The organism is Dapis brunnea BLCC-M229, from assembly GCF_050015995.1.
Classification (GTDB): Bacteria; Cyanobacteriota; Cyanobacteriia; order Cyanobacteriales; family Microcoleaceae; genus Trichodesmium.
Genome location: NZ_JBNHEP010000087.1, coordinates 1 through 17,515, shown reverse-complemented (window position 1 = coordinate 17,515; position 17,515 = coordinate 1). Strand labels below are relative to the sequence as shown.

Sequence of the window (17,515 nt, the reverse complement as noted above, 5' to 3'; positions counted from 1 at the left end):
TATGCTCGGAGTCAGGAGTCAGGAGTAACGGGGAATTACAGAGGATGTAGTTGGAAGAATTGACCCTTAATTTTTGTCCTTATCTGCTCAAAATCCTGACATTATGAGCTATGGTTGGCAAAAAGCTTGCACTTTTTTCGCACATGCAAAGGCTAAAGTCTTTATATGTAAATGCTTTTAGATTTAATCAGCAAACCCTATCTAAAGGTAATAGCAGAAAATAAATTATCCCAATTTTTGTACTCCATAATTAACTGGTTACTCCCAACTACCCTGACTTTTTCAATTTCTTCCCTACTCCATACTCCCTACTCCTTACTCCCTTAATTTGATTGAAACTCTTGTTGAAAATTCTGCCGAGTAATAGGTTGGGATACTTCTAATCCTTCACCCCCTAGCATTTCCAACGGTTTACCCCCCACAAAAATCCAAACTTTCACATCTGGTTCTAAACTAGAGGCGGTATAGATAACTTGTCCTAAACGTCCCATCATTGAAGCACTACCACCTCCAGAAGTAAACTCTTCAGATAAGTCAATGTAGACCCCATTATTTTCTACAGTTAAGGCTTGAATTTTAGTTCCTTCGGGTATGGCACTCACGACATCTGTATTTTCTGGTCCAGATAATAAACGCTCAAAAGCAGCAGTCAAGATAGCTTCCGGTTCGTCTGCTGCTTTGATTTTTACCCCAGAGGAAACTAAACCAATGTCTCCAGAACTATCCTTGACCCAGTATAGTTCTACAGTCTTTTCTGTAACTGCTTTAGGTTCTGGTTGGATAGATAAAGGAAACTGTTGGGAGTCCAGAGAATCAATAGTAGCAGGGGGTGGAACAGGTAGAGTTTGATTAGGTGAGTTTTGAGTGGAGGGGTTTGTGAGAGTCTGGGAATTATCAGAAGTTTTTGTGTTGGCCGATTGTAAATTTGTCCACAAGGCGATGGCACCACCCACCGCGACTGCCAATGTACAGACACTGGCCACAAGACCAACAGATAAATTACGAGTTTGATTTTGTTCTTTCATTTTGACCCTCCTTGAGAATTAGGCACAATGGCAGTGAGGAGCTGAGTTATAACTTTCTCTTAGGTTAACAATATTACTTCTATTATTAGAACTGATCTATAAATAGAATCTCAAGAAAGTTTTGTCCAAGTAAAATTATGGGTTCTTGTTAATTATAGTTTAGTCATAGTGAAGCAATTATTTATATAGTCATTCCAAATAAGAATGAAACACTTTTTTAGCTGAAACCCCTTTAGAGCAAGAAACCCTCATCTCAATCTAAACTAAAATAACTATAGTTTCCTGATTTACCTCATGGTCAAGCGAATATCTGCATAAATCACTATTTATGCTCAAAAGCTGGACAACTATCAATCATGTTCTCTGGTATTTATACGCTTGCTAATGATACTGTTTACGATCAACTGGTCGCTCTGCTAAACAGTATAGAAAAAAATATTGGGACTCATATACCTGTCTGCATAATTCCCTATAATGACCATCTAAGCAAAGTTCAATTGGAGATTCAGTCCCGTCCCAATGTTAGCTTATTCAGTAACTCATCAGTCATTCAACAGTGGGATAATTTTATTAATGATGTTTGGGAGGCACATCCAAGATCTAAAGACCCTCAGCATCTCAGGCCAGGTTGGTACAAGGGCTTTGTTCATCGTAAGTTTGCGGCCTTTGAAGGAGAATTTGAACGTTTTGTTTTTTTTGATGCTGATAGCTTGGCCATGAAACCTATTGATGATGTATTTGAACGCCTGAACAAGACTGACCTCGTATTTAATGACTGGGAACATTCCAAACGGGGAGATAAAACAGAGGTAATAGCAGAAAAGTTAGCAGAAAAAATGAACTGTCCGGTGGCTGATATTTATCCTCAATTTCATTGTGACAGTTTTTTTGGCTCTAAATATGGGCTTTTTAATGGAGAAGTTTTAGCTAGACTCAAAAATTTTCTCATTAATGAGCAGGGTATTCAATCTGTTCGAGATAGGTGCTGGTGGTCTACATCAGCACTTTTTAGCATTATGACGATTAAAGAAAATTGCAGTTTTTTTAACTTTACCCAAAGTGAAAATGGACAAGAACGCACAGGTAATTGTGCTGATGCCGATCCCTTTATTTATAAAGGGGGTGTCCTTTATAATGAAGAAGGTTTGAAGCCTATTCATCGCATTCATTATATGAATTATCCCTCTATTGGTTTCTCTCGTTTATGTCAAGGAGAAGCAGTAAATATTCGATATGCAGATACCTTTTTGGATTACCGTTTTTTGAAAGATCCAAGTCAAAAACCTCAAACATTAAAAGAGCCAAGCAGTTTAACTAAGATGAATCGTAAGGTCAATAGTGTAATCAAAAAAGTTGGCAAGTTTTTCTAGTAGTTTTTGAATTTTTGATTTTGTGAGTAAGCATTCTCTCACAGTATAATTGTGAGCTTTTATTAACTCATAATTTTATGTTTGACAGATAACTGGGCATTTAATTGAAAATTTATTTGCCAAACTTAAGCAATATCAAGTTATTGCCAGCCTCTATGATAATTTTGTCAGAAACTTCCTAAATGAAAATTCTAAATTTATACCCTCAACCCTTGGAGCAAGTAGGCACATATGTGCGCCGCAGTTGTAAGATTGAACGTCAAGATGATGATCGGATCATTAATTCTCGAATACTCTGGTATGAATTTCCTGAGATCGAAAACTTACCCGCAGATACTGATAGTGAAAGCTATTTAATAGCTGTAATCATGGAAGCAATGTTAGAAAACCGTAAAATTGTTGTACATGGTAGAGTTTCGAGAGAATTACTTGCCAATTTAACGGAATACCGCGATGCTTGGTGCTGCTGTTTGCCCGAAGTTTATCATCCTGTCGATTTTCAAGTTGATGAAATTGTTGATAATATTGTACGGCTACCTAGTGCTGTCTGTGCCTTCTCTGGTGGTGTTGATGCAACATTTAGCGTTTGGCGTCATGGGAAAAATAAGAACGGTTATCGCTCACAAACAATCAAAATGTGTGCTATGGTTCACGGCTTTGATATTCCCTTGCAAGACGAAGAAGCATTTGTAAATGCATTTAATCAAGCATCTGCTACACTTAAATCTATAGATATCCCACTTATACCTATCCGTACTAATTTTCGCAAAGTAATATGGACGAATTGGGAATATATTTCGGCAGCAGCTCTGGTTGCAACACTTCAAAATTTCAAAAGGATAGTGGGGACGTGCCTTATTGGGAGTAGTTATCCCTATAAATCTCTTGTCTTTCCCTGGGGTTCAACCCCAGCTACAGATCACCTCTTGTCATCAGAGGAGTTCAGAGTATTACACGATGGTGCAACACATACTCGAACACAAAAAGTAGCCACAATAAATGAATGGAAGGAGGGTTGCGATAACTTGCGAGTATGTTGGCAAGGAGCATTAAAAGATCGAAACTGTGGTAAATGTGAAAAATGCTTGCGAACAATGTTCAATTTCAAAGCAAATAATTTGAACATTCCAGCTTGTTTTCCAGAAAGTTCAATTAGTTATAAAAGTATTTTTAAAATTTTGCCTTTTAATGATGCTGTGCTAAGTGAATGGGGACAAATTTTGGATGGTGCTATTTGTAATAATATTCAAGATAATTGGGTTAAGATACTTAGTATAACTTTAAATTATCAAAGAGCTTTGAAAGGTATAAAAAGATTCTTGAAGCTTGTTTTACGTAAAGGTTAAGTAATGGGACTTGACATCCTCCCGACTTTGCGCTTACGCGACAACGTGGGAGTCCTAAACCTCGCGGCTCAGGACTTTCTGCTGCCTCTTTCAGAGGAGCTGCGCTAACGTAGCACCTGCCTCCGAGGCCAAGCCTCTTTCTGGTCTTACGGTCGCTCCACAGACTGAAACTGCTAGCCCAGCAGCCTAATTCTCTTTAGGATAGCATACCCTTGTAAGAACCGCAAGATTGATTGGTTTTCCCATGCGACGCTCCCCTTCGGGAGAGCGCGGGTCTTCAACCAACGTTGAGATAAAATTCGGAAATTACTATATCCCAGTTATTGCGACTTGAACGGAGTGGAAGGAAGCAATCTCAGGGACCCAAGTAGATTGCTTGCTATCGTCGCAATGACTACTGTTCAACTGGATTCTATATTACTACTGAATTTCTATCGAACAATTGGTCAAAAATATTACTGCTTGTGACTACTTGGCGTAATATAAGGCCACAATTCTTGACATGAAAAAAATAACTTTAATTATAGTTCTTATCTAAAATAATGGGTAATCTGAATAATCTACAACTGCAAACCACTCAAGATATCAAAAACTATCTACAGGAAGCACTTAATAATATTCCAGACTTTAATAATTGTGCATTACTTGACTATCCTTCTTATTCTAATATTGGAGATCATCTAATTTGGTTAGGTAGTGTTTTATATATTTTCCAACATCGCAAGGCTAAGATTGATTATGTTTCTAGTATTGGCAATGGCTTCTCTGAAAGTGATTTTTTAAATCGCTCTAAAGAGGGACCTATTTTTTTAAATGGTGGTGGAAATTTTGGTGATATCTGGCCAGCTTTTCAAATATTTCGGGAAAAAATTATCAAACAATATAGAGATAGATCGATTGTTATTCTGCCTCAAACAATTTACTACTCTAGTGAAGAAGCCTTAGAAAAATCAGCTAAAGTACTGAATGAACATCCTGATTTAACCATTTTTGTGAGAGATGATAGGAGTTTTGCCATTGCCCAGCAAGTTTTTTTCAAATGTAAAGTTTATAAAGCTCCTGACATGGCTTTTCAAATGGTTGATTTACCTAAGACAAATATCAATTCTTCTCGTTCAAATCAGACACTTTATTTGTGTAGAAAAGATGTAGAGATGAACTCCAAGTTTAAACCGAAAAATATCCCTATTGAGAATTTAGATGTAGATGATTGGATATCTTTTAATTGGATGGGTAAAATTCCCAAGGGTTGGATTTATGTTCCAGGTCTTGTCCGTCTGATTAGAGAAGGTTGGCAAAGGGGGTTGAAAACTCCCCAAGAATGGGGTTCTCGTCAAGCATGGCAATGGTTACATCCTGACTCATCTGTGTTTAATCAAGTGCATCGTCCTGAGTTACATCGCAAATCTTGGGGATATATGCACAGTGGTATTTATCAACTCCAAAACTATAATTTGGTTATTACTAATCGTCTTCATGTACATATTTTATGTTTGATTTTGAATATTCCTCATATTTTGTTACCTGGTTCTTATTACAAAATACCCGCTTTTTATGATACTTGGACATCACAAATTCCTTTCTGTCATCTTATTGAGAATGTAAATGAGATACCTGATGCTATAAAAAGGTTAACTTTCCAATAGGTATAACAAGGGAATTTTTTTCTTTTCTTGGTCGATTGAATCTGGTTTTTCTCCATGAATTGAGACGCTTTATACTTAATTTTTGGGTGCATCTCACATTTGCAAAAATACTTTTTTCCTATTCCCTATTCCCTATTCTCTTTTCCCAGTTAAGTATTCCTTAAAAGCAATAAATTTTTCCCTTTCTTAAAAATTGAGATGCACCCTAATTTTTCGGTAAAGATGAAAACCATTGCTGAAATTTATTACTTAAAAAAAAACAGCAATGGTTAACAAGATAAAAATCAAAGTAGAATTTTTCCAGACAAAAAAAATTATGTTAAAGCTTTCTCAATTAACTCTTTTAAAGTAGATAATACTTCCTCTACAAGAATTTCCTGAGATTGATGAGTCGCTCTTTCTACCAGTTCAACTTTGCCAGATTTTAACGATCGCCCCGTAACTATTCGATAGGGAATTCCAATTAAATCTGCATCTTTAAATTTAACACCCGCCCGCTCATCTCGGTCATCTAAAATAGTCTCTATTCCTGCTTCATTTAATTCTTTATAGAGACTTTCTGCTACTTCTATTTGTTGAGCATCTAAGTAACAGTACCACTGCTAGATAAATTAAAAATTCCCAGAGTGTTTTAGGAGGATATTTATAAGCAAATCTCAGGTAGAAAAAAATTACTGCACTGAAAATTCCTAGCTGAAAACCACTGCTGAAACTTATTAGTAAAAAAATAGCAATGTTTAATAAGTTGACATCCTCCCGACGCTGCTCTAGGAGACAGCGCGGGATTCTCATCCATCAAATAAAAATCAAAGTTGAATTTTTCCAGGATGAAAAAATCATGTTAATTCTTTCTCAATTAAGTCTTTTAAAGTAGATAATACTTCTTCTACTAGAATTTCCTGAGATTTATGAGTCGCTCTTTCTACCAATTCAACTTTGCCAGATTTTAACGATCGCCCCGTAACTATTCGATAGGGAATTCCAATTAAATCTGCATCTTTAAATTTAACACCCGCCCGCTCATCTCGGTCATCTAAAATAGTCTCTATTCCTGCTTCATTTAATTCTTTATAGAGACTTTCTGCTACTTCTATTTGTTGAGCATCTTTAATATTAGGAATACAGATAACCACATGATAGGGAGCGATCGCTACCGGCCAAATTATCCCATCTTTATCATAAGACTGTTCTACCGCTGATTGGGCCAAACGAGATACACCAACACCATAACATCCCATAACTAAAGGCACTTCCTCACCCTGTTCATTGGTATAGGTTGCTCCCATAGCTTCAGAATATTTCCTCCCCAACTGAAATATATGACCCACCTCAATACCTCTAGCAGTTTCTAGAGTTTGGCTAGGGTCATGGATAGCGCGATCGCCTTTTTGAGCCTTTCGCACATCTACCACTAACTTTGGCAAAGTAAATTCCTGGCCCCAATTTGCCCCCACAACGTGATAACCTGATTCATTACCACCAGTTGCAAAATATGTCAAGTATACGGCTGTTTGATCGACCATTCGTAGAAACTTTGGACTAACCTGCTTACTAGAAGCGATATAATCATCAGACAAATCTGGAGCAATATAACCCAAAGGTAAAGACTTAGCTGCCCATTTTTTCTGTTCCTCTACATCTGGCACACTCAAAGCTAAAACAGTCTTTGCCCCATAATTTCCAGCCAACTTAGTCAACTCATTCAACAACTTCACATCATTAACATCTTGGTCTCCCCGAATATTCACCAAAACCAAAACAGTCATCCCATTGTCATAAACCGCCTGGTATAAAACATTTTTCACAAGATTAGTAGGAGAACACTTCAGAAACTCACACAGCTTTTCAATAGTCTCGGTACCAGGAGTTTCCAATTTTTCATAAGTATCAAAAGGAGAAACTTCCCCATCTACAGGCAAAGACACTGCCTTTTCCAAATTTGCAGCATACTTACCATCTTCGGTATAGAGAATTTCATCCTCACCAGCATCGGCCAAAACCATAAATTCTTGAGAACCAGAACCACCAATGGCCCCAGAGTCAGCATCAACAGCCCGAAATTGTAACCCACTGCGACGTAAGATATTTCGATAAGCCTTATCCATATCCTGATAAGTCTTTTTCAGACTTTCTTCATCAGCATGAAACGAATAGCCATCCTTCATAATAAATTCCCGACCCCGCATTAAGCCAAAGCGAGGTCGAATTTCATCTCGGAACTTAGTTTGGAGCTGATAGAGATGTAGAGGTAATTGTCGATAAGAACGAATCATATCTTTAGCAACAGTAGTTATGACCTCTTCGTGAGTTGGGCCTAATCCTAATTCCCGATTTTGACGGTCAATCAGAGAAAACATGATACCCTCAGCTTGGGTATAAGTATCCCAGCGTCCAGACTCTCGCCAAAGGTCTGCGGGTTGAATTTGAGGGAGCAGACATTCTTGGGCACCAGTAGCATTCATTTCTTCGCGGACTATTTTGGAGACTTTATTTAAGACCCGCAACATTAAAGGGAGATATGCGTAGATACCACTACCAATACGACGAATATATCCAGCACGAATGAGGAGTTTGTGGCTAGGAATTTCTGCTTCAGCAGGGTCATCTCGTAGAGTGACTAATAACATTTGAGATAGTCGCATGGTTGCTCCTTAGTCGAAATAATGATTATCTCAGATAGTGTAGGACATCTGATACTGGTTCAGTAAAGTCAAAAGTCACAAATTAAGGACATTCCTCTATATCCCTATGAAAAGACAGGAGGCAGAGCAGCTTTAGTTATCTAGAGCAGCAGAAGGCAGAAGGGAAGAGAGTTTTTGGCAAATTTACTTTTCGTTACATACTTCTGTTTTTTTGCACTTTTCTACTTAGACTGATGATAAAGCTTAGATAGGGAAATGTTTTTCCTATCCTTTCAAGGATAAAAAAGCGGTCGTTTGCCGAACAGTCCGTAGGATGAGATGGCGTTTCGGCTGTCGCCGACATGTAACGCGTAGCGTCCCGGAGGGAACTCCCGCTCTTTGAGAGCCACTCCGAAGTGCGCCATATCCAATCTCCCCTTGAGAAGAAAAAAATTCCTTTTAACCAATCCTTTTCTGTCTATTACACAAGAGGTAATTATTAATTATTAATTATTAATTATTGAACTATCCTCTCTCAAACAAAGTTTTGCTACCATTTCAGCCCTTGACGAAACCTCAAGTTTACGAAACATCCTCTTCAAAGCTTGTTTTACTGAATTTTCTGTAATCCACAGAGTAGCCCCAATCTTGGCATTGGTAAATCCTCTGGCAACCAATTCTGCAATTTCTGCTTCCCGTGGCGTTATGTTAAAGCAATTCATCCGAAAGACAAAAGGTTTCGAGCGTAGCACCGTTATTTTTATAGAAAGATGGAGACAAAGCGCATTTATATCTGCCAGGTTATCTGCATTAAAAGCCTGATCATAACGGTGACGGGTAAAGGCAATACCGCCCATAAGTTGACTATCACTGACAATAGGACCGAGCATAACGTGTCCATGATCTGTGCGAGGACAAATCCTCTGCCAAACTCCAGGAAGTAACATTACTTCGTCATGGACAGCAGCATGACGTTGAACCACATATCGCAAAATGGGATTATGGTCTAGCGACAAAGCTAGTTTAATCATTGCTGGGGTATGTTCATTAATAGCAGGAAGCTGGTCGAAAAAAAAGAGTCCCCAGCGTTTGGCAACAAAATAATTGCCTATTTTGGCCATAATTGGTTGCCTTAATTCTTGTTCATCCTTTGCTTGAGCGATCGCTTGGAATAAAGCTGACAAAGAAATTCCCATAAGCACTTAACCAATGGATAATTGATAATTGATAATTAATATTTGAAAATAAATCAATTCTAAAACCCCGCCAAGATCGGCGAAATATTTTTGGAGCGGGGCTCAAATCCCCTACTTCCCCTCCTGGGAGGGGTTAGGGGTGGGTTGGCTTCTGACTTCTGACTTCGTTAAGGATGGTATAAGTCCTGCCCTAACAATTATATCGGTGAGTTTTTGCTATAGCCTCATTGGGAAAGTGTACCCGATCGAGGTCTATACGCAGATAAGTGGTCAATTTTAATCTGGATCAGGATTCTTAATAGGAGAAACCAATGACAGATTATGCTTATCCTGAAGTTTTAATTGACACGCAATGGCTGGCCAAACATCTCAATGATTCTAAAGTTCGTATAGTAGAGGTTGAGAGGAGTCCAAAGTCAGACAAGAATGCTCATGCTCATATTCCAGGTGCAGTTTTCTGGAGTATTACTGATCTGATGCTGCCGGATCTTCAGATAAATCTTGAGGTAAATGCTATAGAGAAGCTACTTTCACAATCTGGTATTACCAATGAGACAACTATTGTACCCTATAGCAGCGAACCTGGAATTGGAGGTTTTATCTTTTGGCTATTAAAATTATTTGGACATCAAGATATACGAGTTTTGAACGGCGGACATCAAAAGTGGATGTCAGAAGGTCATCCAGTAACAGCAGAATTATCAAGTTTCCCACCAACTGAGTACAAGGCAAAACCAATTGATAAAAGTCTACGAGTATTGCATAGGGAGGTTCAATTATCAATCGGTTGTCCCGATACAGTTATTTTAGATGTTCGTACTATTCAAGAATATCAAGGCCAACACTTTTTAATGAAGCCACCAGAAGGTTCCGAACGTGCAGGACATATTCCCAGTTCTATTCATATTGAACATATACTCACGCTTAATGAAGATGGAACTTTTAAATCATTTGATGAGTTACAGATGCTCTACAGTAGTCATGGTATTACCTCAGATCGGGAAGTATTTCCTTACTGTGCAGTGGGTGGGCGATCAGGGTTCGTCTGGTTTGTTTTGAAATATTTACTTGGCTATCCCAAGGTTCGGAACTATGATGGTTCGTGGAATGAGTGGAGTAGCTTGTCTAATGTTCCGATTGAGAAATAGAGTAATATCAAATCCCCTAGCATCGGTGTAATTAGAGAAAGACTCATACTTTAGAACTCAGGGGAAACGCATCTAAATTCTGGAAGCTTCTACTGTTAAGCTTTAGAGAAGTAATGAGTATAAATACTTATAAGCCTAACATCCTTGCCCTGTCAGAACTTCAAAATAAGATGCGTTTGCCCTGCTTTAGAACTGAGATGTTATGATTTCTCTGAATAATGTGAGATTAACCAGGGAAAATATGGAAAAGTCAGCAATTAAGCCACAATTTCCACTTGTAACAGTTGGTGCTTTAGTTAAAGGGCCTTCCGATCGGATATTAATTGTTGAGACGACAAAATGGAAGGGTACATGGGGAGTACCTGGGGGAAAAGTTGACTGGGGAGAAAGTTTAGAGACTGCTGTGGCGCGGGAGTTTATGGAGGAGGTGAGGTTGAAATTAACTGATATTCGCTTTGCTATGTTCCATGAGGCAATACTCGACCCACAATTTTATAAAGAAGCTCATTTTATTATGGTTAATTATTGGGCAACATCCGATGGAGAAGATGTTGTGCCTAATGAAGAAATTGTGCGATGGAAGTGGGTGACTCCTGAAGCTGCTTTTGATTATCCTTTGAATAGTTATACTCGGATACTTATTGAAAAATTTCAGTCTCAAACCTCTTCGTTATAGCTAAAGAACTATTTCAAAGTTCAAGAAAATGTTGGTAAGATAAGTATTTCAGGGGCTGGCGTTACATAAATGTTGGATGATTTTAATAGTTTTTAGTTTTGTGGAATGGGCATCTTGCCTGTTGCTTCTATTTTCAGGCAGGCAGGATATTTTGTGGAATGGGCATCTTGCCCGTTGCTTCTATTTTCAGGCAGGCATCCTGCCTGCCCCACTTATTATTACTTATTATTCCTGATAAACAAACCTAACTTTTTGAACTCCCTCAATCATTTGTAAACCAAATTGCCCTGAAGTAAATTCATCTAATTTTAAATATTCATTCATTTGTTGGGCTAATTCTTCTAAATTAACCACTTCTTTTTCTTCATTATTCCAAGGTATAGGTGAAATTAAATACTCATCCATAAGTTCCCCATTCCCATCCCGTAAATTTTTTGACCATTCCGGAGACTCTACTGTCGGCGCATCTAAACCAAAGTGCATCGACTCCGGTTCGAGGTGAATATCAACAGTTTTTACTTCTCCTTGAAACAAACAAATTAACACATTATCAGCTAAAGTTTCCATTCGTAATAACGGTAAAATATTGCCCTCTGCTTCCTCTATAGAATCTACATCTTCCACAACCTTATCATAACCATCCACAAGTAAACCAGGCCATCCAGAAACTACTTTTGATCCCATAATAATTCCAGTAATTCTCCGGTCTTGATTTAGATTAAAATCCCGATCGGAACGAATTTGTCGGTCATCGACTACATCTGCACCTGTAACCCTACCAATACTAAAAGCACCATCTTGTAAACAGTCTATCCATAAAGGATCGACCCAGAAAAAACGAATGGATTCTGGGGGGAGTAAACGTTCATCGGGAACTAAATAATTAAAGGGTATTGCTTTTAATAACTCTACTCCATTAAACCATTCTTTTAAGTTCGGGGGAATAAAGTTAATGGGTTTATCCACTCGTCGGGAAATGAGGGGCAAATTTGAGACCAGTTGCTCTAACCGTTTCAAGTTTTGGGAATGTTCTCGTTTCCAGTCATATAATTCTATGGCTAAACGTTGATTGTGTAACATTAACATTCGTCCTAATTGCCAAGCAGCAGAATAGGATATATCAAACATGGCGATTTCAGAATCATAACGTAATAGTTGATCGGCTGCTTTGACGGGAAATTCATAAGTTTCTGAATTATAACCAGTATTTAAAGGACCACGATACCAAGAAACTGTTTTATTTCCTTGGCGGAGGCCATGAGGTACAGTAATATAACCATTTTCTAAATATTTCTCCGTTTGGGCATTGTCATTTTTGGGCAATCTTGGAGTATAGGGATCGCGGTTTAACCTTTGTAATAATTGGGTAAAAGTTTGGTTAGGATCGACACAAGAAAAACTCCAATTTGCTAAACTAACAAAGCGGATTAAATCTTCATCTCCTGCCCCTAGAAAATCAAAACCATCCTTGGTATGTCGTCCTTCTATGGAAACTAAATGAACGATACTCAGACCATTAGGTTCGGGGAGACGATTACAAATAATAGTAGCGTATTCATTACGAAAAGGTAATGAGACTATCATCATTAGTGGTAGTTGAGGTAGTTGTTGTACTTCTAGAAGAACCAACCAGTGAGGAATTTTCCGTTTGTACTGTTATACTTGCACTGCGACTACCTGTATTGCTTCCACTACCTGTTCCGGTACCACTACCACTACCTGTATTGTTACCAGTATTGCTACTACTTGTACTGCTAGTACGTTTTAAGTTTAATAACCATGATTTTATGTAACCCATAATATCAAAATAAGCCATTATACTTGCACCCCTATCCAGTTCGTTAATAGTGGTAGAGGGAGGTTTTATTTTTAATGGGGTACTGAGTTCTTCTAATAAACTATTAAGAATTATGAGTTCCTTTTGGGTATATTTTTGGAATGACACTAAAAATTCAAAAGCAAATTCGCTCTTGTACATCTCTTGAGGTAAGAAGTCTCCCACCAAAGGAATTTCACTAAAACTAATATTGGCATTAAAACCAATGCTAAACAGCATTTTATTTTGATTTTTGGAAGCAGTTTTTGCCGTGCTATAAATGCCAAAAAGAACATTTTCCTGAAGATTAAATGCTTCTACAAGTTCTTCAGGGAATAATGGTTCTAAACTCGGACAAATTTCCCCAACTAAACTAGCTAAATTAACATCTCCAATATCTTCTTCTGGATTTTGTTGAACATTTAACTGTCCAATGATTAATTTAATAACATCTGATGAATCTTGTTTGGTTATATAATATAAGTCAAAGATCAGATTAGTGCTGCCATCTGATAGAGGAATCGATAGAGAACCACCATATTCGCCTTTATATTTATCAACAGTTTGATAACTCATATCAATCTTGAGACTACCACTTAATTGTTTAGTGGCATTTTCGCCATCATCTTGATTAATATCAATGGTAACTCCTACAGTAAAATTATAAATCCCATTATGGGAGTCAATTTCTACAGTAGCCTCTGTAAGAGTAAAGATGTCAATAGCGGTTAACTGTACATCATCTTCTGATATGCCAAATGCGTCAATGATTAAGTTAATAAACTCCTCTATTGTGGTCAAACTTTCTACTAATTCGACAGTAATATCAGTAGGGGTAGTCATTTTTTAAACTCCAAATCAATTGTTTGTTAATTAGTTAACTTTGTGGAACAGCCAATCACAGGCAACCACAGGCTAGAAGCCTGTGCCACAAAGATTGTCTGTGATTAATGTAATTACTATCAAATTTGTAATTCTGTATCTTGCCAGAAAAAAGGGTAATTTTCTGGAGAATCTGACAATCCTGCTTTAACAGGATTTTGGCGAATATATTCCCACATATTTGTTAATTCTAAGTCATTTCTGACAATGCGATCGTATCTTTCTGATTGCCAAACTTGACCAATGTGGGTCATCATTTTCAGAATTTGTTTGGCACTGTAGCTTTTGATGCTGTGCATAATACTACTAATAGACCAATATTTCTCCTGTGATTCTTGTTTAACTAGAGGATGTATTAACATATGAACATGATCTGGCATAACAACTAAAACAAAAATATCATATCGCTGTCCATGAAAGAACAGGCAAGCATCTAAAACAATTTGTCTAGCTGCTGGAGTCAATTCAAGTCTTTCCCAGGTTTTAAAAGTGATGAAATATACAGCTCCATCAATTTCCCAGTGAGGTAAATCTCTCTGTGTAATTTTGAGTTTTGAGTCTGTCATCTAATTCTTAGAAGCTTAAATCAGTTGATTTTCACTTACAGTATATCTCTTGTTTGTTGTTTGCTGTTTGTTGTTTGCTGTTTGTTATTTGTTGTTTGTGGCACAGGCTTCCAGCCTGTGTCATGTATGTCATGTATGTCATGTGTTTTGTGTTGTCATCTCAAATGGGAACAGCCCAGAGGGCTATTCCACAAGGGCTATTCTACAACAGCTAACTTACAACAGCTAACTTACAACAGTTAAGAATCTTCTTGATCATAAATTTGACTCAATTGTAACCAACCTTCAGAAGCCTCCTGCGATCGATAAAAAGTAGCTTTGAAATTGACCGGTTTAATTTTTTCTTTCTCTGACCATTTTTCTCCCTCTAAAGTCAACCAAGACCAAGTAGTACCCGGTTCTTCAGGTAAAGGGATAGCAATTCGATTAAAACTAGCTAGTCGATCATTATTAGAAAGAGACTTATCTCGGCGATCGGATAAAACAGGGGTAGAAAGGAAATTAACCTCGATCGACTGTAAGGCATGATTATAATTTTCCGCAGGTAAGCGTAATTCTTGATTAGGTAAGACTCCAGAAGTAGCATGAACTACCCCCCTAGGATCAATTAACATTGTCACCCCTTGAGGAGGTGCATCTACCGTTTGCTCAAAATACACTAAACCTTCCTGTTCAGTTTGAATCAGCGCATGATTTATGAGATTACTTTGGGGTGCATAAAACATATTCCCCTCATATTCATAATCACCCTCATCACCAACAGGTTTTTCTCGCCAATAGCCCACTAATCCATCATTGAGTTGTTGATAATCTCCTAAACGAATGGGGATTTTAACCTCTGTAAACCTATAAGTAACTGGTGCTTGTTCTGTACTTTCAATTTTAACCGTAGGATCGATCGCGGGTAAACCTTTAACTTCTAAACTAAAAGTTGCCCTCACTACAGCAATAGGTCGTCCCACCAACAAAGCTAAAGTGGTATGTTCGGCAAAGCTTTCAGGATCGATAGTAGCTAAGGAATTATCCAAAGTAGAAAGAAACTGTTGTTGAAATTCCTCCCTTTGTTCTAAAAGATAGTAAACCAACTTCTGCAAATGATGATTAGGCAATAAAGGACGATCGCTGTCATCACGAGGGATAGTTACTCCCGGTGCATCACGCCATTTTCCATCCACATCAATTGAACCCAAACTGAAACCTTGATGGTCATAAATTGCTAAGTTACTATCAAGATTATTAGGAAGAATCCAACCACAAACAGGATTTCTTGCTGGTGTCTTGGTCATTTCTACTTCCTGAAGGGCATCCGCCGCTAACCAGTGAAAATTGAGACGAGCAGGTTGTGCTAAACGAGGTGATAATAAAACCTTATTATCAGCACCAGTATCAGAAGGCTCCATACGATAAGTGTTGACAACTGTTGTCGTTACAGAATCTGGTTCAATAACTTCTTTATGTTGGCCAAAACTATCAACTAACCATAATCTGTTTATAGACATTGCCCCACTACGAATGGGATTAAAAATGTCTCCAGTGAGGAATTTATATTGTAAACTATTACCCAAAGTCCAACGCACTTGATCGTGGAAGATTTGTTCCACATCATTTGAAGAAAGAGGATCATCCACTTCCAGTTTTAGGGTTGGTTGAGCTAACAAGAGAGTATCATTAACACCACCTATGCACTGAGCCATACATTGTAAGCTTTCCATTTGTTCATACGCCCATAAAGACACGAATATGGGATCTTGAACTTGCTCTTCTTCAGGCTTATCTCCTATACCTGTTTCTGCATAATACCAATCCCTAATTGCCTCAAAATTCTTAGTCAAGTAGTCTGAAGTTTTATTGTCTTCTTCAATACTATTAGCATAATAATAGTTAGTCAGTAGCACTTCATTGAGATAATAGATGATTCGTTCACTCAAATCACTACCTACAGTAGGGCTTAATAGACTAAAACCAGTATAAGTATTAGCATTTTCCACAAAACTGTCTTCTTTTCCTTCCTTGAGTTGTAAGTCTATGGCATTAGGTTCTAAACTATAGTTATCCAGAATTTGATTCGGTTGATAATCTTGTACTTCACCATTTACCATATCACGACAAGGATAGAATAGAACTGACCAATGGAAAGCAAAAGGATTCCACGGTTGCTCATTCCAAGTTATAAAGTTAATTGATTCTTTATCTCCTTCAGGTTGGAGATTATTAATTTGCTCTTGAAGTTGCTCTAAATTATCAATAATTGTCTTGACATCAAAATCTAAAGGCTGACATTCCAAGTAATCATTTTCATTTAACCGTCCATCTTGTCCAAAGCGAATGGGGGCTTTGGCTGCATCTCCTGTTAATAAAATAGCTGGTTCATTGGCACGCCAGTAATTTTGACTGACAAATGGTCTGAGATTATATTTAGTAGCTAGTGTTTGGTTATTGTTTTCGGCGATCGCTTCACTTAAATTATGAATTGCATTGGTGATTTGAACAGCAATTTGAGAGTCAGTGGGAGGAATATAAATATTAAAAATACCCTCTTCCACCTTAACGTCATAGATTTGCCCTTGATCCTCTATTTGCCAAGCTTCACCATCAATAACACTTGTCACAATTGCATCGTCAGAAAATGTTACTCCACAGTTAGCAAATTCAACTTTTATATCTCCCCAGTCTGCACCATCATCAGCCGCAGATTGAATTGTATCAACATAATAACTAAAATATTCATAAGAGTAGGTATCATTTAATTTAGATACAACACCAAAAGGTAAAGCTTTTGCCGTTACGGTAGCAACTCCTTCTCCATTTTGGCTAAATTCTAATTCTCCTACTTGGGCGATCGCCGTCCGTAAGGGAATCAGACTGGTTTCATTGATAGTGTTATAGCTTAATTCCCCCGTATATTTTATGAAATAATACCACTGGCTATATAACTGGCGACGCATGGATTCGATATCAAGCCACTTTTGATTATATTGCTCTTGAAGACTATTGAGTTCATTGAGTGCTTGATCCCTCACGGGGTGACAAGCTAGTTGAAAACTATGTATAGAAAGGGATTTGTGTTCCGGAGCTGAATAATACTTCAATTAAAAGAAAACCCTTATTGAGAATGAACGGGGTGTAGTGCGTTCGCGGAGCGTTGCGTCAGCAGTAGCGCTCTGCGCTCGCACTACACCTCCTAACTAGGTTGAATCATTATTCAAGTAACACTAGAGAATAA

The 17,515-nt window shown here is 37.8% G+C and carries 12 protein-coding genes and 1 pseudogene; 5 read left to right on the top strand and 8 right to left on the bottom strand.

Annotated elements, in window-relative coordinates:
* Window positions 1-323: 323 nt before the first annotated feature.
* Window positions 324-1,025 (bottom strand): GerMN domain-containing protein, encoded by a 702-nt coding sequence (locus ACP6PM_RS09975; RefSeq protein WP_426584162.1) that lies wholly within the window; start codon window positions 1,023-1,025, stop codon window positions 324-326.
* 356 nt (window positions 1,026-1,381) lie between these two features.
* On the opposite strand from ACP6PM_RS09975, the gene ACP6PM_RS09970 reads away from it, so the two are divergent.
* The 3 genes from ACP6PM_RS09970 (at window position 1,382) to ACP6PM_RS09960 (ending at window position 5,387) form a co-directional block, all read left to right on the top strand.
* Window positions 1,382-2,395: an Npun_R2821/Npun_R2822 family protein gene (locus ACP6PM_RS09970; protein WP_426584160.1), complete on the top strand. Its 1,014-nt coding sequence runs from the start codon at window positions 1,382-1,384 to the stop codon at window positions 2,393-2,395.
* Between the two features lie 182 nt (window positions 2,396-2,577).
* Window positions 2,578-3,741 carry a hypothetical protein gene (locus ACP6PM_RS09965; RefSeq protein WP_426584158.1) on the top strand — a complete coding sequence of 388 codons (1,164 nt, stop codon included), beginning with the start codon at window positions 2,578-2,580 and terminating at the stop codon, window positions 3,739-3,741.
* Between the two features lie 542 nt (window positions 3,742-4,283).
* Complete coding sequence (locus ACP6PM_RS09960) at window positions 4,284-5,387, top strand: polysaccharide pyruvyl transferase family protein (RefSeq protein WP_426584156.1); 1,104 nt, start codon at window positions 4,284-4,286, stop codon at window positions 5,385-5,387.
* A 314-nt stretch (window positions 5,388-5,701) separates the two neighbouring features.
* Here ACP6PM_RS09960 and ACP6PM_RS09955 read toward each other — a convergent pair.
* From ACP6PM_RS09955 to ACP6PM_RS09945, 3 genes and pseudogenes are all read right to left on the bottom strand, one after another.
* Window positions 5,702-5,971, bottom strand: a pseudogene (locus tag ACP6PM_RS09955) (His/Gly/Thr/Pro-type tRNA ligase C-terminal domain-containing protein); the annotation flags it as partial.
* 252 nt (window positions 5,972-6,223) lie between these two features.
* The gene (locus ACP6PM_RS09950) at window positions 6,224-8,029 is read right to left on the bottom strand and encodes a proline--tRNA ligase (protein WP_426584154.1); all 1,806 of its coding nucleotides are present in this window, start codon (window positions 8,027-8,029) and stop codon (window positions 6,224-6,226) included.
* A 485-nt stretch (window positions 8,030-8,514) separates the two neighbouring features.
* Entirely contained in the window at window positions 8,515-9,204 is a 690-nt protein-coding gene (locus ACP6PM_RS09945) for a helix-turn-helix transcriptional regulator (protein ID WP_426584152.1), read from the bottom strand.
* A gap of 311 nt (window positions 9,205-9,515) precedes the next feature.
* Here ACP6PM_RS09945 and ACP6PM_RS09940 point away from each other — a divergent pair, with 311 nt between their 5' ends.
* Together ACP6PM_RS09940 and ACP6PM_RS09935 are read left to right on the top strand one after the other, a co-directional pair.
* Window positions 9,516-10,352, top strand: coding sequence for a sulfurtransferase (locus ACP6PM_RS09940; RefSeq protein ID WP_426584150.1), 837 nt, complete (start codon window positions 9,516-9,518; stop codon window positions 10,350-10,352).
* Window positions 10,353-10,554: 202 nt separating this feature from the next.
* Window positions 10,555-11,028: an NUDIX domain-containing protein gene (locus ACP6PM_RS09935; protein ID WP_426584148.1), complete on the top strand. Its 474-nt coding sequence runs from the start codon at window positions 10,555-10,557 to the stop codon at window positions 11,026-11,028.
* A 225-nt stretch (window positions 11,029-11,253) separates the two neighbouring features.
* Here the strand turns inward: ACP6PM_RS09935 and ACP6PM_RS09930 are convergent, their stop codons facing one another.
* The 4 genes from ACP6PM_RS09930 to ACP6PM_RS09915 all read right to left on the bottom strand — a co-directional run bounded on the left by ACP6PM_RS09930 (window position 11,254) and on the right by ACP6PM_RS09915 (window position 17,312).
* Complete coding sequence (locus tag ACP6PM_RS09930) at window positions 11,254-12,657, bottom strand: hypothetical protein (protein WP_426584146.1); 1,404 nt, start codon at window positions 12,655-12,657, stop codon at window positions 11,254-11,256.
* Complete coding sequence (locus ACP6PM_RS09925; protein WP_426584144.1) at window positions 12,587-13,687, bottom strand: hypothetical protein; 1,101 nt, start codon at window positions 13,685-13,687, stop codon at window positions 12,587-12,589. Before ACP6PM_RS09925 ends, ACP6PM_RS09930 begins: the two co-directional genes overlap by 71 nt.
* Window positions 13,688-13,806: 119 nt before the next feature.
* Window positions 13,807-14,292 (bottom strand): REP-associated tyrosine transposase, encoded by a 486-nt coding sequence (locus ACP6PM_RS09920; RefSeq protein ID WP_426584142.1) that lies wholly within the window; start codon window positions 14,290-14,292, stop codon window positions 13,807-13,809.
* A gap of 239 nt (window positions 14,293-14,531) precedes the next feature.
* Window positions 14,532-17,312 (bottom strand): hypothetical protein, encoded by a 2,781-nt coding sequence (locus tag ACP6PM_RS09915; protein WP_426584140.1) that lies wholly within the window; start codon window positions 17,310-17,312, stop codon window positions 14,532-14,534.
* Window positions 17,313-17,515 lie beyond the last annotated feature (203 nt).